The following is a 24,979-nucleotide window of genomic DNA, read 5'->3' on the forward strand; positions in this document are numbered from 1 at the left end:
CCTCCTATTGAGTATATTCTCTTAATATATTTGCTCTCTTTTCATTTACAGAGATTGTTTCATCTTCATCGTTATAGATAAACGCTGATTGAATACTTACCATTAATTCATTAAATTTAAAATCACTCAATGTTAAATACCCTAAATCGATACCTAATTTCACTTCACTTAAACGATAAGAAGCTTCTTCCATTGAAATGATCCGACTATTTTGTAAAATACCCAATGACCGATAAATACGGTCTAGCGTTTCTAATTCATTGTATTGAGTCAAACGTTCACGAATTTGCATTTCTTCATTTATGATTTGTTGAACAACTTCAGTTAAATTATCTATGATTTCATCTTCAGTCTTACCAAGTGTTAATTGATTTGAGATTTGATAAATATGGCCATAGACTTGCGAGCCTTCTCCATATATACCTCGAATTGTAAAACCGAAACGATTAATTGTCTGTGCAATACGATTCATACGTTTCATAATGGATAATCCTGGCAAGTGTAACATCACACTTGCTCGCATACCTGTACCAATATTTGTTGGACACGTAGTTAAATATCCTAAATGTTCATCATAACTAATGTCTAGTGATTGATCTAACGTATCATCAATCTCACTAGCTATGTTATATAAGTCTTGTAAAGATAAATCGGTGCCCATTGCTTGTATGCGTATATGATCTTCTTCATTAATCATAATGCTTATTGATTCATCTTTATTCAATAACACTGCTGATGCGGGTTGTTTAATCAGTTCAGGACTAATTAAATGTTTTGCAACAAGTTTCATTTTGTTTTGTTGATCCATTGTATCCAAACGCATTAAATCTAAATCAGGCAATACATCTTGTACTTCATTTATAACTCTGAAGCCATCTTGTTCTGATGGAAACATGAGTGGGTGAACGTGATTTTCTAAGTTTCTAGCCAATCGAATTCTTGATGACATAACAATTGGAGATTCTTCAGTTTCCTTCATCCATTCACTGATATGAGCATTCATATCACTCATTGCGCTCCACCCCGCTCTCGTCTTTCAATGCTTTTATTTCGTCTCTAACGATAGCAGCCTCTTCAAAGTTTTGTTCATCTATTAGTACATTGAGATATTTTGTTTTTTCCTCAATTTGTTTCTTGATGGCAAGTTTCTTATGAGAAGAACGAGGCGTTTTACCTACGTGTTCAAATTGTCCACCTTGTACGCGTCTTACTATATCTACGATGTCATCTTTGAAAGTGGCATAACAATTTGCACACCCGAATTTCCCTACATGCGCAATATCTTTTAATGTCATCTTACACGTTGGACATCGCTTCTCTTCTTGAAAAGCTACTTCATGGAAATTAATACCATGTTTCGTTGCCAAATGTTGCAATATTTGTTTGACGACAAATGCTTCTTCAATATCGTCTTGAAACTGAGAATGTGGGGATGGCGTTTCATTTTGTTGCCAAGGGTTTTCACCTTGAGCACATATAGAACATACCCATTTCTCAGAAGTGCCTTCTTTACTTTTTACTGTAAGTTTAACCTCTGCTTCATTTAAATGACAGTTTTCGCAAAGCACACATAGACACCTCGCTTTTCTATTAATAAAAATTAATGATTGGTAACAAACGTTTTAAAATATTCGCTCTAATAATATCTCGAGCAACAACATCCATTTTCAAAGTCTCACGATCAACTATAACTTGAATCATTCTTGCTTCTCTTTCACTAATGAGACCTTTATCTAGCAAACCATCTAAAATATAGTAAGCTTGTTGCTGGGAAATGGATGGCCCAATGATTTGCAACAGATGATTAATATACCCCGTTGCATCTTTATTTTCAATTTTGGTGATTCGGATATAACCTCCACCACCTCGTTTACTTTCTATTTCATAACCATGTTCGTTTGTGAATCTAGTTTTAATGACATAATTTAATTGAGAAGGTACACAGTCGAACCGTTGAGCAATATTTGCTCGTTGAATTTCTACCACGTCTTCATTACTTTCTTCGAATAACTTTTTAATGTATTGTTCTATGATGTCAGACATGTTGTGCATGATTTACCACCTCTTTTGACCTTCTTTGACTATATTATATGAGCATCTTTGACCTTTTTCAACCAATTTGTTTTTTAATTTTCTAAAATTATTGATGTTACATGTAAGAATTTATTGTATTATATTAGTTAAGTAAATTTAAAGGAGTAGAATTATGCATATTCTTATTGGGATTATAGGGATAATTTTCTTTTTGGCACTTGCATTTTTGTTTAGCTCTGACAGAAAAAATATCCGCTGTCAGTATGTTGGTATTTTATTAGTTATCCAACTTGTGTTCGCGTTTATTTTATTGAAAACGACAGCAGGTATTACAGTTATTGGGGGCATTTCGGAAGGATTTAACTACTTATTACAAAAAGCTGCAGAAGGGGTTAACTTCGTGTTTGGCGGATTTAAGTTTGTAGATCCTAAAAACCCACCATTCTTCTTCAGTGTGTTACTACCAATTGTATTTATTTCAGCATTAATTGGTATCTTACAATATACTCGAATCTTACCATGGATTATTAATGTTTTAGGATTCTTAATTTCTAAAATTAATGGTATGGGACGTTTAGAATCATACAATGCAGTTGCTGCTGCAATCTTAGGTCAATCTGAAGTATTCATTTCATTGAAACAACAGTTACCTTACATACCTAAACAACGTTTGTACACATTAACAGCTTCAGCAATGTCTACAGTATCAGCGTCAATTATTGGTGCATACTTCACATTGATTGAACCTAAATATGTTGTTACAGCTGTTGTATTAAACTTATTTGGTGGTTTCATTATTGCTTCAATCATTAACCCTTATAAAGTTAATGAAGAAGACGATAAACTATTAGTAGACGAAAGCGAAACTAAAAAACAGTCATTCTTCGAAATGTTAGGAGAATACATTTTAGATGGTTTCAAAGTTGCAGTAATCGTAGGCGCAATGTTAATTGGTTATATTGCAATCATCGCATTATTAAACGGTTTAGTAAGTGGTGCATTTAGCTTATTATCAGGCGGCGCAATTAAATGGGACTTCCAAACATTAATCGGATTTGTCTTTGCACCATTAGCATTCTTAGCTGGTGTACCTTGGGAAGACGCTGTTAAATCAGGTTCCGTTATGGCAACTAAATTATTATCTAATGAATTCGTTGCAATGCAATCATTAGGTAACTTAAAAGATATATCTGAACATGCGAAAGGTGTAACGTCTGTATTCTTAGTATCATTCGCAAACTTCAGTTCAATCGGTATTATCTCAGGTGCCATTAAATCACTTAACTCTGAAAAAGGTGATGTCGTAGCGCGCTTTGGACTTAAGTTATTATTTGGTGCAACATTAGTATCATTCATTTCAGCTGCAATTGCTGGTTTCTTTATCTAATATCGAAATTAAATAACCTAGAACTTCCAATTTATAAAGAAGTTCTAGGTTATTTTTTGCAAATTGAAGACTTTTAAAACGTCCCCAAACTTGCCATTATTCATTTATTTAACCATATGATCAATAAAGTATTGCGTTACTCTGTAGTCATCTGTTAATTCCGGATGGAATGATACGCCCAAATACTTGCCTTGCTTTACTGCTACAATCTTATCGCCAACTGTGCTTAATATTTCTACGCCCTCTTCAACATTAGCGATATGAGGTGCTCTAATAAATACACCTTCAATGTCTTCAGCAATACCTTTAATATCTAACTCTGCTTCAAAACTGTCTACTTGTCTTCCAAATGAATTACGTTCAACAGTTATGTCTAATTTCTTCAAATAGCCAGTTTCACCTTCGACATCTTTCGCTAGTACGATAAGACCTGCACATGTGCCAAACATTGGTAAATCAGATTGTTGTAACTTTTCTTTAAATCCATATAAATCCATTAATCTTCGCAATGTAGTAGATTCGCCACCTGGAAGAATTAACCCATCTATCTCATCTAATTGTTCAACCTTTTTAACTGCAATACCTTCGTGACCACTAAGTTCAATATGACGGATGTGTTCACGTACGGCACCTTGCAATGCTAATACACCAATTTTCATATATTACCAACCACGCTCTTGCATACGTTCTTCTAATGAGATTTGATTAATATCTAAACCTTTCATTGCTGTGCCTAATTCTGAAGCTAATTTGCCAATAAGCTCATAATCTTGGTAATGCGTTGTAGCTTGAACAATTGCTTTAGCAAATTTCTCAGGATCTTCAGATTTGAAAATACCTGAACCAACAAATACACCATCAGCACCTAATTCCATCATTAAAGCAGCATCTTGAGGTGTAGCAACGCCACCAGCTGCAAAGTTAACTACTGGTAAACGTCCGTGATCTTTGATTTGTTTTAAAACTTCATAAGGCGCACCAAGTTCTTTAGCATAAGTCATAATTTCATCGTCATTCATCACAACTAAGCGACTAACTTCTGAATTAACTTTTCTCATATGTCTAACTGCTTCTACAATGTTACCAGTACCAGGTTCACCTTTAGTACGTAACATTGCAGCACCTTCACCAATACGACGCGCAGCTTCACCTAAGTTACGACAACCACATACAAAAGGAACCGTGAATTGATCTTTTCTTAAATGATATTCTTCATCAGCAGGTGTTAACACTTCTGATTCATCAATATAATCTACGCCCATAGCTTCTAACACACGTGCTTCAGTAATATGACCAATACGTGCTTTCGCCATAACTGGAATTGATACAGCATTCATAACTTCTTCAACAATTTTAGGATTAGCGCTACGTGCTACCCCACCAGCTGCTCTGATGTCAGATGGTACACGTTCTAAAGCCATAACCGCAACTGCGCCAGCTTCTTCTGCAATTTTAGCTTGTTCTGCATTAACAACGTCCATAATAACGCCGCCTTTTTGCATCTCAGCCATTCCTCGTTTAACTCGATCTGATCCTACGATTTTAGACATAAAATTAACCCCTTTTCCAATTTGATTAAATTCATTTTAAGTTATAAACTGATATTTAAAAAGGTACAATTTATTTATAAAATTAGGGGTCAGTTATTAAAATGAAAAAGCAAAAACTATATATATCACTTTATGAACAATTGAAGAACCAAATTATTGAAGGTCAATACCAAGCACAAGACAAATTTCCATCGAAACGCCAGTTAAGTGAACATTTATCTCTTAGTCATACGACGATTGAGCACGCCTATCAACTACTACTTGATGAAGGTTTTATATACTCTAAACCACGTTCTGGCTATTATGTTTCCGATATTCAGTCATTACCTGTCATCAATATTAATAATCAATTTATAGAAATCGAACCTAAGACACCTGAGAGTAAACAATACAAGTATGCTTTTAATTTAGCTGAAATTGATGCAGAATACTTCCCTCTCAACCTTTTCCGAAAGTATGCAAAAGAAGCCTTTGAAGATAATGAATTAGCACTTTTAGAAAAAGGAGATATCCAAGGGGAATTAAATTTACGACAACAAATTGCCCATTATCTATTTAATAGTAGAGGGGTTTCGTGTCATCCCAATCAAATCGTCATTGGATCTTCTACAGAGCAGTTGCTAAACATGATTACAGATTTACTTAAAACATCATCTTTTATAATAGAAAAACCAAGTTATCCGCCCATAAAACATGTTTTAGATAAAAACAAGCATAATTATATACAGGCAACAGTTGAAAAAGATGGAATTAATATGATTGACATCATAAATTCTAATAACGATATTGTTTATATAACACCGTCACATCAGTTTCCTACAGGATATGTCATGAATTTAAAGAAACGAACACAGTTAATTAAATGGGCACATCAACAAAATAGCCGATATATAATTGAGGACGATTATGATTCAGAATTTAGATATTACGGTAAACCTATTCCAGCTTTACAAAGTTTAGATAAAAATGACAAAGTGATTTATATTAGTACATTTTCAAAGTCACTTTACCCGAGTTGCCGTATTGCTTATATTGTTTTACCTCAAAAATTATTACAATCTTATTTGTCAATGCCTTATAAAGAAAGCAACACAGTACCTGTTCATATCCAACAAATTATTGCTAACTTCATGTCATCTGGAAGTTTTGAGCGTCATTTAAATAAAATGAGAAAGATTTATAGAGAGAAACTAAATTATATATTAGAACGTTTGAAGCCACATGAAGATCAATTAAAAATCGAAGGTGCTTTAACAGGAATGCATTTTACAATAACTGTTGACAATGGACTTACAATGTCTCAATGCCTCCACAGTGCTGAGAAATTGAAATTAAAATTAAACGTTTACAATTATGCGGAAGAAAACGAACTACTTCCAAAATTTATTATTGGATTTGGTGGTATTCCGAATCATAAACTTAAAGAGCATACTGACGTTTTAATAAAATCATTAACTGTATAGTGAAAAAAGCACGTCCATAAGTTAAAAACTTATCGACGTGCCATCGTTTATATTAAGTAATAATTAGACATTAATAGTTTCTTAATAAAGTTCAAGTGCTTTCTTCCAATTATAAGAAATCAATACAGCTACACTCATCACCAATAGTATAATCACAAGTTCAGATGTCATATAACCTTGTGACAGATGAACAGTAAATAAAGCTCCAAGCATAATTATGATAAAGCCGGCAGCTATATAATTAGCAAATAAACCAATAATCATTAAAATGCCTCCGATGAATTCAAATAATCCTAAAATAACACCGAAGAAGGCAGGGAAACCTAAATCAGATATCATTGCCATTGGCTCTTTAAAGCCACCAAAAACTTTTTGAGCACCATGTATTGTAAATGTAATACCTAACATAAGTCTTATTAATAATAAACCAATTCTCATTGTCCGTCGTTCTCCTTTATGATATATTTATTATATTTAATATAGTAAATATACTACATGATGTTAAATGCTATTTCAACCATATTCTTAGTTCATCGACTTCAAAAGCTTACTCTTCGTAAAGCTATCACACTTTGATTTGTTGATATCTTATTAAACCTTCGGTTTTAATTTTAGGCATAAAAAAAGAGACCTTCCGGTCTCAATAATTTGCCTGGCAACGTCCTACTCTAGCGGAACGTAAATCTGCTACCACCGGCGCTAAGGAGCTTACTTTACTTCGAGACAAGCGCTCGCATCCTTCTTTATTTTCTAAAATTGCTTGCTCTTTTAGCTCAACTAAACTCGCTTCTCAATTTTCTCAATTCATCGGCTTCAAACGCTTTCTTCTCGTAAAGCTATTACACTTTGATTTGTTGATATCTTATTAAACCTTCGGTTTTAATTTTAGGCATAAAAAAAGAGACCTTTCGGTCTCAATAATTTGCCTGGCAACGTCCTACTCTAGCGGAACGTAAATCTGCTACCACCGGCGCTAAGGAGCTTACTTTACTTCGAGACAAGCACTCGCATCCTTCTTTATTTTCTAAAATTGCTTGCTCTTTTAGCTCAACTAAACTCGCTTCTCAATTTTCTCAATTCATCGGCTTCAAACGCTTTCTTCTCGTAAAGCTATTACACTTTGATTTGTTGATATCTTATTAAACCTTCGGTTTTAATTTTAGGCATAAAAAAAGAGACCTTTCGGTCTCAATAATTTGCCTGGCAACGTCCTACTCTAGCGGAACGTAAATCCAACTACCATCGGCGCTAAGGAGCTTAACTTCTGTGTTCGGCATGGGAACAGGTGTGACCTCCTTGCCATTGTCACCAGACAAGAGAATGATTATACATTCAAAACTAGATAGTAAGTAAATGATTTTGCTTCGCAAAACATTGAAATAAATTGATTAAGTCTTCGATCGATTAGTATTCGTCAGCTCCACGTGTCACCACGCTTCCACCTCGAACCTATTAACCTCATCATCTTTGAGGGATCTTATAACCGAAGTTGGGAAATCTCATCTTGAGGGGGGCTTCATGCTTAGATGCTTTCAGCACTTATCCCGTCCATACATAGCTACCCAGCTATGCCGTTGGCACGACAACTGGTACACCAGAGGTATGTCCATCCCGGTCCTCTCGTACTAAGGACAGCTCCTCTCAAATTTCCTACGCCCACGACGGATAGGGACCGAACTGTCTCACGACGTTCTGAACCCAGCTCGCGTACCGCTTTAATGGGCGAACAGCCCAACCCTTGGGACCGACTACAGCCCCAGGATGCGATGAGCCGACATCGAGGTGCCAAACCTCCCCGTCGATGTGAACTCTTGGGGGAGATAAGCCTGTTATCCCCGGGGTAGCTTTTATCCGTTGAGCGATGGCCCTTCCATGCGGAACCACCGGATCACTAAGTCCGTCTTTCGACCCTGCTCGACTTGTAGGTCTCGCAGTCAAGCTCCCTTATGCCTTTACACTCTATGAATGATTTCCAACCATTCTGAGGGAACCTTTGAGCGCCTCCGTTACCTTTTAGGAGGCGACCGCCCCAGTCAAACTGCCCGCCTGACACTGTCTCCCACCACGATAAGTGGTGCGGGTTAGAAAGCCAACACAGCTAGGGTAGTATCCCACCAGCGCCTCCACGTAAGCTAGCGCTCACGTTTCAAAGGCTCCTACCTATCCTGTACAAGCTGTGCCGAATTTCAATATCAGGCTACAGTAAAGCTCCACGGGGTCTTTCCGTCCTGTCGCGGGTAACCTGCATCTTCACAGGTACTATGATTTCACCGAGTCTCTCGTTGAGACAGTGCCCAAATCGTTACGCCTTTCGTGCGGGTCGGAACTTACCCGACAAGGAATTTCGCTACCTTAGGACCGTTATAGTTACGGCCGCCGTTTACTGGGGCTTCGATTCGTAGCTTCGCAGAAGCTAACCACTCCTCTTAACCTTCCAGCACCGGGCAGGCGTCAGCCCCTATACATCACCTTACGGTTTAGCAGAGACCTGTGTTTTTGATAAACAGTCGCTTGGGCCTATTCACTGCGGCTCTTCTGGGCTTGCACCCTAAAGAGCACCCCTTCTCCCGAAGTTACGGGGTCATTTTGCCGAGTTCCTTAACGAGAGTTCGCTCGCTCACCTTAGAATTCTCATCTTGACTACCTGTGTCGGTTTGCGGTACGGGCACCTATTATCTATCTAGAGGCTTTTCTCGGCAGTGTGAAATCAACGACTCGAGGAAACAATTTCCTCTCCCCATCACAGCTCAATCTTAAGAGTGCCGGATTTGCCTAACACTCAATCTCACTGCTTAGACGTACAATCCAATCGTACGCTTCGCCTATCCTACTGCGTCCCCCCATCGATTAAAACGATGCTAGGTGGTACAGGAATATCAACCTGTTATCCATCGCCTACGCCTGTCGGCCTCAGCTTAGGACCCGACTAACCCAGAGCGGACGAGCCTTCCTCTGGAAACCTTAGTCAATCGGTGGACGGGATTCTCACCCGTCTTTCGCTACTCACACCGGCATTCTCACTTCTAAGCGCTCCACATGTCCTTGCGATCATGCTTCAACGCCCTTAGAACGCTCTCCTACCATTGTCCTACGGACAATCCACAGCTTCGGTAATATGTTTAGCCCCGGTACATTTTCGGCGCAGTGTCACTCGACTAGTGAGCTATTACGCACTCTTTAAATGATGGCTGCTTCTAAGCCAACATCCTAGTTGTCTGGGCAACGCCACATCCTTTTCCACTTAACATATATTTTGGGACCTTAGCTGGTGGTCTGGGCTGTTTCCCTTTCGAACACGGACCTTATCACCCATGTTCTGACTCCCAAGTTAAATTAATTGGCATTCGGAGTTTGTCTGAATTCGGTAACCCGAGAGGGGCCCCTCGTCCAAACAGTGCTCTACCTCCAATAATCATCACTTGAGGCTAGCCCTAAAGCTATTTCGGAGAGAACCAGCTATCTCCAAGTTCGATTGGAATTTCTCCGCTACCCACAGTTCATCCGCTCACTTTTCAACGTAAGTCGGTTCGGTCCTCCATTCAGTGTTACCTGAACTTCAACCTGACCATGGGTAGATCACCTGGTTTCGGGTCTACGACCAAATACTCAACGCCCTATTCAGACTCGCTTTCGCTACGGCTCCACATTTCCTGCTTAACCTTGCATCAGATCGTAACTCGCCGGTTCATTCTACAAAAGGCACGCCATCACCCATTAACGGGCTCTGACTACTTGTAAGCACACGGTTTCAAGTTCTCTTTCACTCCCCTTCCGGGGTACTTTTCACCTTTCCCTCACGGTACTGGTTCACTATCGGTCACTAGAGAGTATTTAGCCTTAGGAGATGGTCCTCCCAGATTCCGACGGAATTTCACGTGCTCCGTCGTACTCAGGATCCACTCAAGAGAGAATATATTTTCAACTACAGGATTATTACCTTCTTTGATTCAACTTTCCAGATGATTCGTCTAATATATTCCTTTGTAACTCCGTATAGAGTGTCCTACAACCCCAATAAGCAAGCTTATTGGTTTGGGCTCTTCCCGTTTCGCTCGCCGCTACTCAGGGAATCGATTTTTCTTTCTCTTCCTCCGGGTACTAAGATGTTTCAGTTCTCCGGGTCTGCCTTCTGACAAGCTATGAATTCACTTGTCGATAACACGACATAACTCGTGCTGGGTTCCCCCATTCGGAAATCTCTGGATCAACGCTTACTTACAGCTACCCAAAGCATATCGTCGTTAGTAACGTCCTTCGTCGGCTTCTAGTGCCAAGGCATCCACCGTGCGCCCTTAATAACTTAATCTATGTTTCAACCATATTAGAACGTAGTTCTAATTTTAAGAAACCTGTTATTAATCTTGTGAGTGTTCTTTCGAACACTAGCGATTATATTTTATGAATTCAAGCTTTTTTAAAACTCTTATTCACTCGGTTTTGCTTGGTAAAATCTATTTTTACTTACTTATCTAGTTTTCAATGTACAATATATTCAATGGTGGGCCTGAGTGGACTCGAACCACCGACCTCACGCTTATCAGGCGTGCGCTCTAACCAGCTGAGCTACAGGCCCATTAAATATTAGAATGTAAATAAACATTCAAAACTGAATACAATATGTCACGTTATTCCTCATCTCTACGAGATGTTCCGAATATATCCTTAGAAAGGAGGTGATCCAGCCGCACCTTCCGATACGGCTACCTTGTTACGACTTCACCCCAATCATTTGTCCCACCTTCGACGGCTAGCTCCAAATGGTTACTCCACCGGCTTCGGGTGTTACAAACTCTCGTGGTGTGACGGGCGGTGTGTACAAGACCCGGGAACGTATTCACCGTAGCATGCTGATCTACGATTACTAGCGATTCCAGCTTCATGTAGTCGAGTTGCAGACTACAATCCGAACTGAGAACAACTTTATGGGATTTGCTTGACCTCGCGGTTTCGCTGCCCTTTGTATTGTCCATTGTAGCACGTGTGTAGCCCAAATCATAAGGGGCATGATGATTTGACGTCATCCCCACCTTCCTCCGGTTTGTCACCGGCAGTCAACTTAGAGTGCCCAACTTAATGATGGCAACTAAGCTTAAGGGTTGCGCTCGTTGCGGGACTTAACCCAACATCTCACGACACGAGCTGACGACAACCATGCACCACCTGTCACTTTGTCCCCCGAAGGGGAAGGCTCTATCTCTAGAGTTGTCAAAGGATGTCAAGATTTGGTAAGGTTCTTCGCGTTGCTTCGAATTAAACCACATGCTCCACCGCTTGTGCGGGTCCCCGTCAATTCCTTTGAGTTTCAACCTTGCGGTCGTACTCCCCAGGCGGAGTGCTTAATGCGTTAGCTGCAGCACTAAGGGGCGGAAACCCCCTAACACTTAGCACTCATCGTTTACGGCGTGGACTACCAGGGTATCTAATCCTGTTTGATCCCCACGCTTTCGCACATCAGCGTCAGTTACAGACCAGAAAGTCGCCTTCGCCACTGGTGTTCCTCCATATCTCTGCGCATTTCACCGCTACACATGGAATTCCACTTTCCTCTTCTGCACTCAAGTTTTCCAGTTTCCAATGACCCTCCACGGTTGAGCCGTGGGCTTTCACATCAGACTTAAAAAACCGCCTACGCGCGCTTTACGCCCAATAATTCCGGATAACGCTTGCCACCTACGTATTACCGCGGCTGCTGGCACGTAGTTAGCCGTGGCTTTCTGATTAGGTACCGTCAAGACGTGCATAGTTACTTACACGTATGTTCTTCCCTAATAACAGAGTTTTACGATCCGAAGACCTTCATCACTCACGCGGCGTTGCTCCGTCAGGCTTTCGCCCATTGCGGAAGATTCCCTACTGCTGCCTCCCGTAGGAGTCTGGACCGTGTCTCAGTTCCAGTGTGGCCGATCACCCTCTCAGGTCGGCTACGTATCGTCGCCTTGGTAAGCCGTTACCTTACCAACTAGCTAATACGGCGCGGGTCCATCTATAAGTGATAGCAAAACCATCTTTCACTATCGAACCATGCGGTTCGAAATATTATCCGGTATTAGCTCCGGTTTCCCGAAGTTATCCCAGTCTTATAGGTAGGTTACCCACGTGTTACTCACCCGTCCGCCGCTAACGTCAAAGGAGCAAGCTCCTTGTCTGTTCGCTCGACTTGCATGTATTAGGCACGCCGCCAGCGTTCATCCTGAGCCAGGATCAAACTCTCCATAAAAATTTATGATGTTTGATTAGCTCATAATACTAAATAGTGTTTGTAACATTTAAGTTACTGTTTTGGAATTAACGTTGACATATTGTCATTCAGTTTTCAATGTTCATTTTTATTACCACAAGAATTAATTATACTCGCTATTAACTTTAAAGTCAACAACTTTTTTAATTTTTCCTATGAATTAGCCACAAAAAAAGACCTATCGGTCAAAGTGGTTGCCTGGCAACGTCCTACTCTAGCGGAACGTAAATCCAACTACCATCGGCGCTAAGGAGCTTAACTTCTGTGTTCGGCATGGGAACAGGTGTGACCTCCTTGCCATTGTCACCAGACAAGAGAATGATTATACATTCAAAACTAGATAGTAAGTAAATGATTTTGCTTCGCAAAACATTGAAATAAATTGATTAAGTCTTCGATCGATTAGTATTCGTCAGCTCCACGTGTCACCACGCTTCCACCTCGAACCTATTAACCTCATCATCTTTGAGGGATCTTATAACCGAAGTTGGGAAATCTCATCTTGAGGGGGGCTTCATGCTTAGATGCTTTCAGCACTTATCCCGTCCATACATAGCTACCCAGCTATGCCGTTGGCACGACAACTGGTACACCAGAGGTATGTCCATCCCGGTCCTCTCGTACTAAGGACAGCTCCTCTCAAATTTCCTACGCCCACGACGGATAGGGACCGAACTGTCTCACGACGTTCTGAACCCAGCTCGCGTACCGCTTTAATGGGCGAACAGCCCAACCCTTGGGACCGACTACAGCCCCAGGATGCGATGAGCCGACATCGAGGTGCCAAACCTCCCCGTCGATGTGAACTCTTGGGGGAGATAAGCCTGTTATCCCCGGGGTAGCTTTTATCCGTTGAGCGATGGCCCTTCCATGCGGAACCACCGGATCACTAAGTCCGTCTTTCGACCCTGCTCGACTTGTAGGTCTCGCAGTCAAGCTCCCTTATGCCTTTACACTCTATGAATGATTTCCAACCATTCTGAGGGAACCTTTGAGCGCCTCCGTTACCTTTTAGGAGGCGACCGCCCCAGTCAAACTGCCCGCCTGACACTGTCTCCCACCACGATAAGTGGTGCGGGTTAGAAAGCCAACACAGCTAGGGTAGTATCCCACCAGCGCCTCCACGTAAGCTAGCGCTCACGTTTCAAAGGCTCCTACCTATCCTGTACAAGCTGTGCCGAATTTCAATATCAGGCTACAGTAAAGCTCCACGGGGTCTTTCCGTCCTGTCGCGGGTAACCTGCATCTTCACAGGTACTATGATTTCACCGAGTCTCTCGTTGAGACAGTGCCCAAATCGTTACGCCTTTCGTGCGGGTCGGAACTTACCCGACAAGGAATTTCGCTACCTTAGGACCGTTATAGTTACGGCCGCCGTTTACTGGGGCTTCGATTCGTAGCTTCGCAGAAGCTAACCACTCCTCTTAACCTTCCAGCACCGGGCAGGCGTCAGCCCCTATACATCACCTTACGGTTTAGCAGAGACCTGTGTTTTTGATAAACAGTCGCTTGGGCCTATTCACTGCGGCTCTTCTGGGCTTGCACCCTAAAGAGCACCCCTTCTCCCGAAGTTACGGGGTCATTTTGCCGAGTTCCTTAACGAGAGTTCGCTCGCTCACCTTAGAATTCTCATCTTGACTACCTGTGTCGGTTTGCGGTACGGGCACCTATTATCTATCTAGAGGCTTTTCTCGGCAGTGTGAAATCAACGACTCGAGGAAACAATTTCCTCTCCCCATCACAGCTCAATCTTAAGAGTGCCGGATTTGCCTAACACTCAATCTCACTGCTTAGACGTACAATCCAATCGTACGCTTCGCCTATCCTACTGCGTCCCCCCATCGATTAAAACGATGCTAGGTGGTACAGGAATATCAACCTGTTATCCATCGCCTACGCCTGTCGGCCTCAGCTTAGGACCCGACTAACCCAGAGCGGACGAGCCTTCCTCTGGAAACCTTAGTCAATCGGTGGACGGGATTCTCACCCGTCTTTCGCTACTCACACCGGCATTCTCACTTCTAAGCGCTCCACATGTCCTTGCGATCATGCTTCAACGCCCTTAGAACGCTCTCCTACCATTGTCCTACGGACAATCCACAGCTTCGGTAATATGTTTAGCCCCGGTACATTTTCGGCGCAGTGTCACTCGACTAGTGAGCTATTACGCACTCTTTAAATGATGGCTGCTTCTAAGCCAACATCCTAGTTGTCTGGGCAACGCCACATCCTTTTCCACTTAACATATATTTTGGGACCTTAGCTGGTGGTCTGGGCTGTTTCCCTTTCGAACACGGACCTTATCACCCATGTTCTGACTCCCAAGTTAAATTAATTGGCATTCGGAGTTTGTCTGAATTCGGTAACCCGAGAGGGGCCCCTCGTCCAAACAGTGCTCTACCTCCAATAATCATCACTTGAGGCTAGCCCTAAAGCTATTTCGGAGAGAACCAGCTATCTCCAAGTTCGATTGGAATTTCTCCGCTACCCACAGTTCATCCGCTCACTTTTCAACGTAAGTCGGTTCGGTCCTCCATTCAGTGTTACCTGAACTTCAACCTGACCATGGGTAGATCACCTGGTTTCGGGTCTACGACCAAATACTCAACGCCCTATTCAGACTCGCTTTCGCTACGGCTCCACATTTCCTGCTTAACCTTGCATCAGATCGTAACTCGCCGGTTCATTCTACAAAAGGCACGCCATCACCCATTAACGGGCTCTGACTACTTGTAAGCACACGGTTTCAAGTTCTCTTTCACTCCCCTTCCGGGGTACTTTTCACCTTTCCCTCACGGTACTGGTTCACTATCGGTCACTAGAGAGTATTTAGCCTTAGGAGATGGTCCTCCCAGATTCCGACGGAATTTCACGTGCTCCGTCGTACTCAGGATCCACTCAAGAGAGAATATATTTTCAACTACAGGATTATTACCTTCTTTGATTCAACTTTCCAGATGATTCGTCTAATATATTCCTTTGTAACTCCGTATAGAGTGTCCTACAACCCCAATAAGCAAGCTTATTGGTTTGGGCTCTTCCCGTTTCGCTCGCCGCTACTCAGGGAATCGATTTTTCTTTCTCTTCCTCCGGGTACTAAGATGTTTCAGTTCTCCGGGTCTGCCTTCTGACAAGCTATGAATTCACTTGTCGATAACACGACATAACTCGTGCTGGGTTCCCCCATTCGGAAATCTCTGGATCAACGCTTACTTACAGCTACCCAAAGCATATCGTCGTTAGTAACGTCCTTCGTCAGCTTCTAGTGCCAAGGCATCCACCGTGCGCCCTTAATAACTTAATCTATGTTTCCACCATATTAGAACGTAGTTCTAATTTTAAGAAACCTGTTATTAATCTTGTGAGTGTTCTTTCGAACACTAGCGATTATATTTTATGAATTCAAGCTTTTTTAAAACTCTTATTCACTCGGTTTTGCTTGGTAAAATCTATTTTACTTACTTATCTAGTTTTCAATGTACAATCAACAAACAAACAATCACATCAAAATAGTATATCAAAATATAATTTTGAATGCAATTTTCATTTAGTTGTTGAATGTTTAAAATAAACATTCAAAACTGAATACAATATGTCACGTTATTCCTCATCTCTACGAGATGTTCCGAATATATCCTTAGAAAGGAGGTGATCCAGCCGCACCTTCCGATACGGCTACCTTGTTACGACTTCACCCCAATCATTTGTCCCACCTTCGACGGCTAGCTCCAAATGGTTACTCCACCGGCTTCGGGTGTTACAAACTCTCGTGGTGTGACGGGCGGTGTGTACAAGACCCGGGAACGTATTCACCGTAGCATGCTGATCTACGATTACTAGCGATTCCAGCTTCATGTAGTCGAGTTGCAGACTACAATCCGAACTGAGAACAACTTTATGGGATTTGCTTGACCTCGCGGTTTCGCTGCCCTTTGTATTGTCCATTGTAGCACGTGTGTAGCCCAAATCATAAGGGGCATGATGATTTGACGTCATCCCCACCTTCCTCCGGTTTGTCACCGGCAGTCAACTTAGAGTGCCCAACTTAATGATGGCAACTAAGCTTAAGGGTTGCGCTCGTTGCGGGACTTAACCCAACATCTCACGACACGAGCTGACGACAACCATGCACCACCTGTCACTTTGTCCCCCGAAGGGGAAGGCTCTATCTCTAGAGTTGTCAAAGGATGTCAAGATTTGGTAAGGTTCTTCGCGTTGCTTCGAATTAAACCACATGCTCCACCGCTTGTGCGGGTCCCCGTCAATTCCTTTGAGTTTCAACCTTGCGGTCGTACTCCCCAGGCGGAGTGCTTAATGCGTTAGCTGCAGCACTAAGGGGCGGAAACCCCCTAACACTTAGCACTCATCGTTTACGGCGTGGACTACCAGGGTATCTAATCCTGTTTGATCCCCACGCTTTCGCACATCAGCGTCAGTTACAGACCAGAAAGTCGCCTTCGCCACTGGTGTTCCTCCATATCTCTGCGCATTTCACCGCTACACATGGAATTCCACTTTCCTCTTCTGCACTCAAGTTTTCCAGTTTCCAATGACCCTCCACGGTTGAGCCGTGGGCTTTCACATCAGACTTAAAAAACCGCCTACGCGCGCTTTACGCCCAATAATTCCGGATAACGCTTGCCACCTACGTATTACCGCGGCTGCTGGCACGTAGTTAGCCGTGGCTTTCTGATTAGGTACCGTCAAGACGTGCATAGTTACTTACACGTATGTTCTTCCCTAATAACAGAGTTTTACGATCCGAAGACCTTCATCACTCACGCGGCGTTGCTCCGTCAGGCTTTCGCCCATTGCGGAAGATTCCCTACTGCTGCCTCCCGTAGGAGTCTGGACCGTGTCTCAGTTCCAGTGTGGCCGATCACCCTCTCAGGTCGGCTACGTATCGTCGCCTTGGTAAGCCGTTACCTTACCAACTAGCTAATACGGCGCGGGTCCATCTATAAGTGATAGCAAAACCATCTTTCACTATCGAACCATGCGGTTCGAAATATTATCCGGTATTAGCTCCGGTTTCCCGAAGTTATCCCAGTCTTATAGGTAGGTTACCCACGTGTTACTCACCCGTCCGCCGCTAACGTCAAAGGAGCAAGCTCCTTGTCTGTTCGCTCGACTTGCATGTATTAGGCACGCCGCCAGCGTTCATCCTGAGCCAGGATCAAACTCTCCATAAAAATTTATGATGTTTGATTAGCTCATAATACTAAATAGTGTTTGTAACATTTAAGTTACTGTTTTGGAATTAACGTTGACATATTGTCATTCAGTTTTCAATGTTCATTTAATCATTATAAAATGGTGGAGACTAGCGGGATCGAACCGCTGACCTCCTGCGTGCAAAGCAGGCGCTCTCCCAGCTGAGCTAAGCCCCCGAATTATTTAAGAAGTCGGGAAGACAGGATTCGAACCTGCGACCCCTTGGTCCCAAACCAAGTGCTCTACCAAGCTGAGCTACTTCCCGTATGTAATTAAATAAGAAATAAAATTTAAATGACGCGCCCGATAGGAGTCGAACCCATAACCTCTTGATCCGTAGTCAAACGCTCTATCCAGTTGAGCTACGGGCGCTTTATTTAAGATGGTGCCGAGGACCGGAATCGAACCGGTACGGTGATCTCTCACCGCAGGATTTTAAGTCCTGTGCGTCTGCCAGTTCCGCCACCCCGGCAATATAATGGAGCGGAAGACGGGATTCGAACCCGCGACCCCCACCTTGGCAAGGTGGTGTTCTACCACTGAACTACTTCCGCATGTGGCTATTAAAACAATCGTATGAGCCATAGAGGATTCGAACCTCTGACCCTCTGATTAAAAGTCAGATGCTCTACCAACTGAGCTAATGGCTCAAAGATGGTGCCGGCCAGAGGACTTGAACCCCCAACCTACTGATTACAAGTCAGTTGCTCTACCAATTGAGCTAGGCCGGCTAATTAATTAAGAATGGTGGAGAATGACGGGTTCGAACCGCCGACCCTCTGCTTGTAAGGCAGATGCTCTCCCAGCTGAGCTAATTCTCCAACGTGTAAGCCTGGCAACGTCCTACTCTAGCGGAACGTAAATCCAACTACCATCGGCGCTAAGGAGCTTAACTTCTGTGTTCGGCATGGGAACAGGTGTGACCTCCTTGCCATTGTCACCAGACAATAACTTACTCAATTAATTATAATGTCGATTATTTTAATTTTCAATAGTTAATTTTACACTTTGTTAAAGTTATCTTTACAAGTATTTTACAAAATTAACTTTCGTTTTCGACGACTTTTATATCTTACAACATTCAAAAAGCAAAGTCAACTAATTTTTAAAACTTTTTTTATTTAACAAGTTTATTATTTGTCGGTTCCGCTTCTTTGAACACTTTTACTATGTTAGCACATCGCAAGCATATTGACTACACTTTTTTATATTGTTTTATAATAACTTCTCTACTCTTTTTTACTTTTGTAACTCTCCCTTTGATAATAACCCTTTATCACACCAATATATTTAATCCCTTAATTTTATATAAATCGAAAACTAATTATTCCTTTTGCCTCTTTTATTAACAATAACTGGCTCAAAATAAAAAAAGAGATTGAGATATATTAGGTTAACATTTGAATAAACCCTAAACTTTATCTCAATCTCTAATATTTAATTTAATCTATTTTTGTCTCATGTAAGGGAATAATAATACGTCTCTAATAGATGGAGAGTCAGTTAACAACATAACTAAGCGATCGATACCGATACCTAAACCACCTGTTGGAGGCATACCATATTCCAAAGCTTCAATATAATCTTCATCCATTTCATGCGCTTCATCATTACCTTGTGCTTTTTCAACAAGTTGTGCTTCGAAACGTTCACGTTGATCAATTGGATCATTTAATTCAGTGAATGCATTCGCATGTTCTCTACCTACGATAAACAACTCGAAACGGTCTGTAAATCTAGGATCTTCTGGATTTTTCTTCGCTAAAGGCGAGATTTCAATTGGATGTCCATAAATAAATGTTGGTTGAATTAACGTTTCTTCAACTTTTTGTTCAAAGAATTCATTTAAGATATGACCATATTTCATATTATTAGTAATTTCAATACCATGTTCTTTAGCTGCAGCGATTGCTTCTTCATCAGATTTAATTTGATAGAAGTCTACACCTGTAGCTTCTTTCACTGCATCTACAATATGAAGGCGTGTCCAGGCAGACTCTAGGTCAATTTCCTCTTCATTGTATTGAACTTTTGCAGAACCAAATACTTCTTGAGCGATATGTCTTACCATAGATTCAGTTAAATCCATGATATCGTGGTAATCAGCGTATGCTTCATATAATTCAATCATAGTAAATTCTGGATTATGTCGTGTTGATACTCCTTCGTTACGGAATACTCGTCCAATTTCATAGACTTTTTCAAGGCCACCAACAATTAAACGTTTTAAATGTAATTCAATTGCTATACGCATATAAAGAGTAGCGTCTAGTGCATTATGGTGCGTAACAAATGGTCGTGCTGCTGCACCACCTGCAATTTGATGCATCATTGGTGTTTCAACTTCTAAAAAACCTTGTTTATTTAAGTAATTACGCATTTCTTGAATAATTTTACTACGGTTAATAAATGTTTGAGTACTATCTTGATTTGTAATCAAGTCTAAATAACGTTGACGATAACGTTGTTCAATATCTTGTAAACCATGGAACTTATCAGGTAAAGGTCTAAGCGCTTTAGATAATAAAGTGAATGTCTTAGCTTTTACTGATAGCTCGCCAGTATTTGTTTTGAACATTACACCTTCAATACCAACAATATCGCCTAGGTCTGCACCTTTCCATAAATTGTCGAAATCTTCTTCGCCAATTTGGTCCTTACGCACGTAAATTTGAATCTGACCAGTCAAATCTTGGACATGTGCGAAACCAGCTTTACCTTTACCACGTTTAGTCATCAAACGTCCGGCAATCGAAACATGACTTTCATCTTCTTTATCATGTAATTCTTCTTTAGAGAATTCATCCCATTGTGATTTTAGTTCACTAGCAGTAGCTGAGCGCTCAAAACGTTTTCCAAATGGGTCGATTCCTAAATCAATTAATTCTTGTAGTTTTTGACGACGGACCTGCATTTGGTCATTCATTTCTTCTGACATAACTTTCTCTCCTTTAAATTTCATTTCAATGAAAATTATTCCATGGATTATTTCTAAATTACTTATAGGATATCATATTACTAATGTAGTGTTACTTAATTGTATTGTTTTACAAAATTGACATTACATGTATCACTTTCAAAGTATGATCATCACTATTTTCGCATTTCAATAATATTAATTAAATACATAATTAATACTACTTAACCTTTATATTTCTTCACTGTGTCATCTGGTATGACTAAATCAGAGATACGAGTTTTTGAACGAGGTTCAATTTGTGTTGGTGCAATATCATTTAATGGTATTAGCACAAAAGCACGTTCACTCATTCGCGGATGGGGAACTTCAAGGTCATCTTCTTCTATAACCTTATCTCCATATAATAAAATATCGACATCTAATGTTCTTGGACCCCAACGAATGTCTCTAACTCGGTGTAATCGTTGTTCGGTTTCTAAGCAATATTTAAGAAGTTCTTTAGGCTCCAATTCTGTATCAATTTCTAAACACAAATTTAAAAAATTAGGCTGCTCGGTATACCCTACTGGTGCAGTTTCATATATTGGAGAGATTTTAGTCACAGTAATGCCTTCAATACTGTCAATTATTTTAATAGCTTCTTGTAATTGCTGTTCCCTATCACCAATATTGCTTCCTAAACCTAAATACGCTTGTACCATTTAACGATTCTCCCTCACTATCTCTATACCTACACCATTATAGTGACCTGGAATAGGTGGATTTTCTTTAGTGATTCTGACTTTCGTTTCCATTACACGATTATAGTGTGAATTTATACGTTTTGCAATACGTTCAGCTAGATGTTCGATTAAATTACATGGTGGACCTTCAACGATTGCTTTAACATCTTCAAACACTTCTCCGTAATGTACAGTGTCGATTACTTTATCAGATTGGCCGGCTTCTTCTAAATTCACTTTCAACGTAACATCTACTACAAAAATTTGACCTATCTCGTTTTCAGCAGGTAAGGCACCGTGGTATGCGTAAAATCTCATACCATTAAGAAAGATTGTGTCGTTCATCTTCATTCTCCTTTAAGAAATCCATACTTTGACCTAATCGAGCGTTTAATTGCACATTATGTACACGCACAGCTTTGACGCCTTTCATTATACCATAAGCTGTTGTAGCAGCTGTCGCCTCATCACGTTCTAACGCTTTAGTTTCTGTACCAATCATTTCTTTAATGAAACGTTTTCGACTCGTTGCTAATAAAACAGGATACTCAGTTGCTACAAGTTCATCTAAACGTGCCATTACTTCATTTTCTTCATCACGTGTTTTGGCAAATCCAATTCCAGGGTCTAGCCATATTTTATGTTTTGGAATTCCGGCCATTTCTGCTTTGTTCGCTTGAGTAATAAGTGATAATAGCATTTCTTCAACAACTGGTTGTTCGCGATGTCCGTCACCATTATGCATTAATACAACTTCAGCATCGTAAGAAGCCACAACATCAAGTATTTTAGGGTCATATAACCCTGCCCATTGATCATTGATCATCGTTGCACCCAATTTTAAGCACGCTTCCGCTACTTCACTACGATATGTATCTATTGAAAGTTGAATATTTAATTTTGCAAGTTCTTTCACTACAGGAACTACACGCTCAATCTCTTCTTCCGTTGAAATTTCTGTGAATCCTGGTCGTGTAGAAATGCCACCGACATCAATGATATCCACACCTTCTTCTATCATCTCTTTAGCACGTTTGACCGCTTTATCCACTGAATTATACTTACCACCATCAGAGAATGAATCAGGTGTTACATTCAATATTCCCATAATTTTTGTTTTAGTCATTCTTGTCACGTCACCCTTCGTTCTTTTTGAAAATGATATGTAGAACAATGTCTACTTTTGCTTAATAGTCACATCATAATGATACACTCATTTTCTAAACATTTCAGTGTTTATAATCGCTGATGAAGCATGCAAAACATTTAATAATTTAAAATAAGATATTCATTTTCCAAAAAAGAAAACGCTAGCGAAGCAATAACAAGCTTCCCTAGCGTTTAAATATTAATTACAAATTAATCATCGAATGAATATAAAGGTGTTGATAAGTAACGTTCACCATTACTTGGCAATACTGTTACAACTGTTTTACCTTTACCTAATTCTTTAGCTTTTTGAATTGCGGCATGAATTGCAGCACCAGAAGAAATACCTGCTAGGATACCTTCTTCTTTAGCAACGCGACGTGATGTTTCCATAGCTGTATCGTTGTCTACTTTGATGATACTATCATAAATATTTGTATCTAAAGTATCCGGTACGAACCCTGCACCTAAACCTTGCAATTTATGTGGTCCTGGCTCACCACCACTTAATACTGGTGATGCTTCAGGCTCTATAGCAACGATTTCAACATTAGGATATTTTTCTTTTAAGACTTTACCTACACCAGATAAAGTACCGCCTGTACCTACACCTGCTAAGAAAGCGTCAATTTGTTTACCTTCAAATTGTTCTACTAATTCTGGGCCTGTAGTTAACGCATGAATTTCAGGGTTTGCTGGGTTTTCGAATTGTTGTGGTTCGAAGTAACCATGCTCTTCTTTTAATTCTTTTGCTTTTTTAATAGCGCCTTTCATAGCTTCTGAACCTGGTGTTAAAACTAATTCTGCACCATAAGCTTTTAATAAGTTACGACGTTCAGAACTCATTGTTTCAGGCATTGTAAATACTGCTTTATAACCTTTAGCTGCACATACGAAAGCTAAACCGATACCTGTGTTACCACTTGTTGGTTCTACAATCGTATCACCTGGTTTAATTTTCCCTTCTTTTTCAGCTTTTTCGATCATAGCTAATGCGATACGGTCTTTTACTGAACCACCTGGATTTTGATATTCTAATTTTACGTATACATCTGCTGCATCTTCATCTACAACGTTTCTTAATTTTACTACCGGTGTATTTCCAATAATTTGAGTAATGTTATCTACTGGTTTTTGTGCCATTGAAAAAACGCTCCTTTAACTTTCATATTTAAAACTTAGTTTTTTTATCGGATATAACTATATTCTATCAGAATTTTCTAAAAAGACAAAGCTAATTCTCTTATTTTAGGATTGAAGTTACATTTTACTTTTACATTATTTTAGTTTCCCTATAAAAAAGGCAATAAACACGTGATGGTTTATCGCCTTTAGTATATTTTTAATTATGCATTCATTGAAGCTAATAGGTCTTCAAGTTCAGCTTCTGAATAATTATATTTATTACCACAGAAGTGACAAATAGCTTCCGCGCCATGATCCTCTTTAATCATATCTTGGATTTCAGCTTCTCCTAAACCTTTAATTGCATTTAGAAACTTCTCATGACTACAGTTACATTCAAATTGAGCTTGCATAGTTTCTAAGATTTGAACGTTATCTTCACCAAGAATTTCATTCAAAATACCTTCTGGTGTCAATCCTTGTTCAATTAACTTAGAAACGGGTTGCATATTATTTATAGCATTTTCCAATTTTGTTACAGTTTCATCTTTAGCGCCTGGCATTACTTGAATAATAAATCCTCCAGCAGCTTTAATAGAATTGTCAGGATTTACTAACACACCTAAACCAACTGATGAAGGTGTTTGTTCACTTGTCGCAAAATAGTATGTGAAGTCTTCTCCTAATTCACCTGATACAATCGGACTTGCACCTGAGAAATAATCTTTCATACCAACGTCTTTCACAACTTGGATGGACCCGTCTGTACCAACTGCTCGTCTAACATCTAATTTACCTTGTTCATTTAATGGAAAATGCGTTTGTGGTTTATCCACATACGCACGTACATTACCCTCAGCATCTGCATCCGCAATGATTCTTCCAATAGGTCCTTTACCATCAACTGTTACTGTTAATTTTTGTTCACCTTTAAGCATCGAACCCATTAATAAAGTTGCTGTCATTGTTCTGCCCATAGCAGCTGAAGCTGTTGGCCAAGTATAATGACGTGTTTGTGCTTCTTGCACTGATTCAGTTGTTAGCGCAGCGTACGCACGTATTTCTCCATCGAAAGCTAGTGATTTAACGATATAATCATGTGTCATCCTTATAAACTCCTTTAGTACATTTATTTTTATATTGATATTATTTATACTTTAATCTTTCAATTATTTCT

The 24,979-nt window shown here is 40.4% G+C and carries 14 protein-coding genes, 9 tRNA genes and 7 rRNA genes; 2 read left to right on the forward strand and 28 right to left on the reverse strand.

The window, feature by feature from the left end; translation table 11 throughout:
* Positions 1-4: 4 nt before the first annotated feature.
* Genes EQ029_RS11100 through EQ029_RS11110 form a run of 3 tightly spaced genes read right to left on the reverse strand, consistent with a single transcriptional unit; the run spans position 5 to position 2,052 of the window.
* On the reverse strand, positions 5-1,012 hold the full coding sequence (locus tag EQ029_RS11100) for a protein arginine kinase (RefSeq protein WP_011276737.1): 1,008 nt from the start codon (positions 1,010-1,012) through the stop codon (positions 5-7).
* Positions 1,005-1,568: a UvrB/UvrC motif-containing protein gene (locus EQ029_RS11105; RefSeq protein ID WP_011276738.1), complete on the reverse strand. Its 564-nt coding sequence runs from the start codon at positions 1,566-1,568 to the stop codon at positions 1,005-1,007. The genes EQ029_RS11100 and EQ029_RS11105 overlap by 8 nt, the downstream gene beginning before the upstream one ends.
* A 22-nt stretch (positions 1,569-1,590) precedes the next feature.
* Complete coding sequence (locus tag EQ029_RS11110) at positions 1,591-2,052, reverse strand: CtsR family transcriptional regulator (RefSeq protein WP_011276739.1); 462 nt, start codon at positions 2,050-2,052, stop codon at positions 1,591-1,593.
* 154 nt (positions 2,053-2,206) lie between these two features.
* Between EQ029_RS11110 and EQ029_RS11115 the strand changes: the two genes are divergently transcribed.
* The gene (locus EQ029_RS11115; RefSeq protein WP_057504949.1) at positions 2,207-3,421 is read left to right on the forward strand and encodes a NupC/NupG family nucleoside CNT transporter; all 1,215 of its coding nucleotides are present in this window, start codon (positions 2,207-2,209) and stop codon (positions 3,419-3,421) included.
* Positions 3,422-3,525: 104 nt separating this feature from the next.
* Here EQ029_RS11115 and pdxT read toward each other — a convergent pair whose 3' ends face one another.
* Complete coding sequence (gene pdxT, locus EQ029_RS11120) at positions 3,526-4,080, reverse strand: pyridoxal 5'-phosphate synthase glutaminase subunit PdxT (RefSeq protein ID WP_037537834.1); 555 nt, start codon at positions 4,078-4,080, stop codon at positions 3,526-3,528.
* A gap of 3 nt (positions 4,081-4,083) precedes the next feature.
* Positions 4,084-4,971, reverse strand: a complete 888-nt coding sequence (pdxS, locus tag EQ029_RS11125) for a pyridoxal 5'-phosphate synthase lyase subunit PdxS (RefSeq protein WP_011276742.1) — start codon at positions 4,969-4,971, stop codon at positions 4,084-4,086.
* 101 nt (positions 4,972-5,072) lie between these two features.
* On the opposite strand from pdxS, the gene pdxR reads away from it, so the two are divergent.
* On the forward strand, positions 5,073-6,434 hold the full coding sequence (gene pdxR, locus EQ029_RS11130; RefSeq protein WP_011276743.1) for a MocR-like pyridoxine biosynthesis transcription factor PdxR: 1,362 nt from the start codon (positions 5,073-5,075) through the stop codon (positions 6,432-6,434).
* Positions 6,435-6,515: 81 nt separating this feature from the next.
* On the opposite strand, the gene EQ029_RS11135 is transcribed toward pdxR, so the two are convergent.
* The 23 genes from EQ029_RS11135 to hslO all read right to left on the reverse strand — a co-directional run bounded on the left by EQ029_RS11135 (position 6,516) and on the right by hslO (position 24,908).
* Entirely contained in the window at positions 6,516-6,872 is a 357-nt protein-coding gene (locus tag EQ029_RS11135; RefSeq protein WP_016931339.1) for a DoxX family protein, read from the reverse strand.
* A gap of 760 nt (positions 6,873-7,632) precedes the next feature.
* A 5S ribosomal RNA gene (gene rrf, locus EQ029_RS11140) occupies positions 7,633-7,747 on the reverse strand.
* A gap of 71 nt (positions 7,748-7,818) precedes the next feature.
* A 23S ribosomal RNA gene (locus EQ029_RS11145) occupies positions 7,819-10,740 on the reverse strand.
* Between the two features lie 190 nt (positions 10,741-10,930).
* A tRNA-Ile gene (locus tag EQ029_RS11150) sits at positions 10,931-11,007 on the reverse strand.
* Between the two features lie 93 nt (positions 11,008-11,100).
* A 16S ribosomal RNA gene (locus EQ029_RS11155) occupies positions 11,101-12,651 on the reverse strand.
* Between the two features lie 217 nt (positions 12,652-12,868).
* Positions 12,869-12,983: ribosomal RNA gene (gene rrf / locus EQ029_RS11160) — 5S ribosomal RNA — on the reverse strand.
* Between the two features lie 71 nt (positions 12,984-13,054).
* Positions 13,055-15,976, reverse strand: a 23S ribosomal RNA gene (locus EQ029_RS11165).
* A gap of 337 nt (positions 15,977-16,313) precedes the next feature.
* Positions 16,314-17,864 (reverse strand): 16S ribosomal RNA (locus EQ029_RS11170).
* A gap of 122 nt (positions 17,865-17,986) precedes the next feature.
* Positions 17,987-18,062: transfer RNA gene (locus EQ029_RS11175), tRNA-Ala, on the reverse strand.
* 15 nt (positions 18,063-18,077) lie between these two features.
* Positions 18,078-18,151: transfer RNA gene (locus EQ029_RS11180), tRNA-Pro, on the reverse strand.
* Between the two features lie 33 nt (positions 18,152-18,184).
* Positions 18,185-18,258: transfer RNA gene (locus tag EQ029_RS11185), tRNA-Arg, on the reverse strand.
* Between the two features lie 11 nt (positions 18,259-18,269).
* Positions 18,270-18,358 (reverse strand) — tRNA-Leu (locus tag EQ029_RS11190).
* Positions 18,359-18,365: 7 nt separating this feature from the next.
* Positions 18,366-18,440: transfer RNA gene (locus EQ029_RS11195), tRNA-Gly, on the reverse strand.
* Positions 18,441-18,463: 23 nt separating this feature from the next.
* Positions 18,464-18,536, reverse strand: a tRNA-Lys gene (locus EQ029_RS11200).
* Between the two features lie 5 nt (positions 18,537-18,541).
* Positions 18,542-18,617, reverse strand: a tRNA-Thr gene (locus EQ029_RS11205).
* 14 nt (positions 18,618-18,631) lie between these two features.
* Positions 18,632-18,707: transfer RNA gene (locus EQ029_RS11210), tRNA-Val, on the reverse strand.
* A 9-nt stretch (positions 18,708-18,716) separates the two neighbouring features.
* Positions 18,717-18,831, reverse strand: a 5S ribosomal RNA gene (rrf, locus tag EQ029_RS11215).
* Together the 16S, 23S and 5S rRNA genes with 9 tRNA genes alongside form the textbook arrangement of a ribosomal RNA operon.
* Before the next feature lie 502 nt (positions 18,832-19,333).
* Positions 19,334-20,824 carry a lysine--tRNA ligase gene (lysS, locus tag EQ029_RS11220; RefSeq protein ID WP_011276745.1) on the reverse strand — a complete coding sequence of 497 codons (1,491 nt, stop codon included), beginning with the start codon at positions 20,822-20,824 and terminating at the stop codon, positions 19,334-19,336.
* A gap of 203 nt (positions 20,825-21,027) precedes the next feature.
* Positions 21,028-21,507: a 2-amino-4-hydroxy-6-hydroxymethyldihydropteridine diphosphokinase gene (gene folK, locus EQ029_RS11225; protein ID WP_011276746.1), complete on the reverse strand. Its 480-nt coding sequence runs from the start codon at positions 21,505-21,507 to the stop codon at positions 21,028-21,030.
* Complete coding sequence (gene folB / locus EQ029_RS11230) at positions 21,508-21,873, reverse strand: dihydroneopterin aldolase (RefSeq protein WP_016931261.1); 366 nt, start codon at positions 21,871-21,873, stop codon at positions 21,508-21,510.
* Positions 21,851-22,654: a dihydropteroate synthase gene (gene folP / locus EQ029_RS11235; RefSeq protein WP_016931262.1), complete on the reverse strand. Its 804-nt coding sequence runs from the start codon at positions 22,652-22,654 to the stop codon at positions 21,851-21,853. The genes folB and folP overlap by 23 nt, the downstream gene beginning before the upstream one ends.
* Positions 22,655-22,887: 233 nt before the next feature.
* On the reverse strand, positions 22,888-23,820 hold the full coding sequence (cysK, locus tag EQ029_RS11240) for a cysteine synthase A (RefSeq protein WP_016931263.1): 933 nt from the start codon (positions 23,818-23,820) through the stop codon (positions 22,888-22,890).
* A 203-nt stretch (positions 23,821-24,023) separates the two neighbouring features.
* Positions 24,024-24,908 (reverse strand): Hsp33 family molecular chaperone HslO, encoded by an 885-nt coding sequence (gene hslO, locus EQ029_RS11245; RefSeq protein WP_011276749.1) that lies wholly within the window; start codon positions 24,906-24,908, stop codon positions 24,024-24,026.
* Positions 24,909-24,979: the final 71 nt, after the last annotated feature.

Origin of the sequence: Staphylococcus haemolyticus, assembly GCF_006094395.1 — a bacterium.
Taxonomy (GTDB): Bacteria; Bacillota; Bacilli; order Staphylococcales; family Staphylococcaceae; genus Staphylococcus; species Staphylococcus haemolyticus.

Excerpts from the sequence above, each read along its gene's own strand:
- EQ029_RS11135 (WP_016931339.1), bottom strand. The coding sequence starts at position 6,872 with ATGAGAATTGGTTTATTATTAATAAGACTTATGTTAGGTATTACATTT.
- cysK (WP_016931263.1), bottom strand. The coding sequence starts at position 23,820 with ATGGCACAAAAACCAGTAGATAACATTACTCAAATTATTGGAAATACA.
- lysS (WP_011276745.1), bottom strand. The coding sequence starts at position 20,824 with ATGTCAGAAGAAATGAATGACCAAATGCAGGTCCGTCGTCAAAAACTA.
- folK (WP_011276746.1), bottom strand. The coding sequence starts at position 21,507 with ATGGTACAAGCGTATTTAGGTTTAGGAAGCAATATTGGTGATAGGGAA.
- EQ029_RS11100 (WP_011276737.1), bottom strand. The coding sequence starts at position 1,012 with ATGAGTGATATGAATGCTCATATCAGTGAATGGATGAAGGAAACTGAA.
- pdxR (WP_011276743.1), top strand. The coding sequence starts at position 5,073 with ATGAAAAAGCAAAAACTATATATATCACTTTATGAACAATTGAAGAAC.
- folB (WP_016931261.1), bottom strand. The coding sequence starts at position 21,873 with ATGAACGACACAATCTTTCTTAATGGTATGAGATTTTACGCATACCAC.
- hslO (WP_011276749.1), bottom strand. The coding sequence starts at position 24,908 with ATGACACATGATTATATCGTTAAATCACTAGCTTTCGATGGAGAAATA.
- pdxT (WP_037537834.1), bottom strand. The coding sequence starts at position 4,080 with ATGAAAATTGGTGTATTAGCATTGCAAGGTGCCGTACGTGAACACATC.
- EQ029_RS11110 (WP_011276739.1), bottom strand. The coding sequence starts at position 2,052 with ATGCACAACATGTCTGACATCATAGAACAATACATTAAAAAGTTATTC.
- EQ029_RS11115 (WP_057504949.1), top strand. The coding sequence starts at position 2,207 with ATGCATATTCTTATTGGGATTATAGGGATAATTTTCTTTTTGGCACTT.
- pdxS (WP_011276742.1), bottom strand. The coding sequence starts at position 4,971 with ATGTCTAAAATCGTAGGATCAGATCGAGTTAAACGAGGAATGGCTGAG.
- folP (WP_016931262.1), bottom strand. The coding sequence starts at position 22,654 with ATGACTAAAACAAAAATTATGGGAATATTGAATGTAACACCTGATTCA.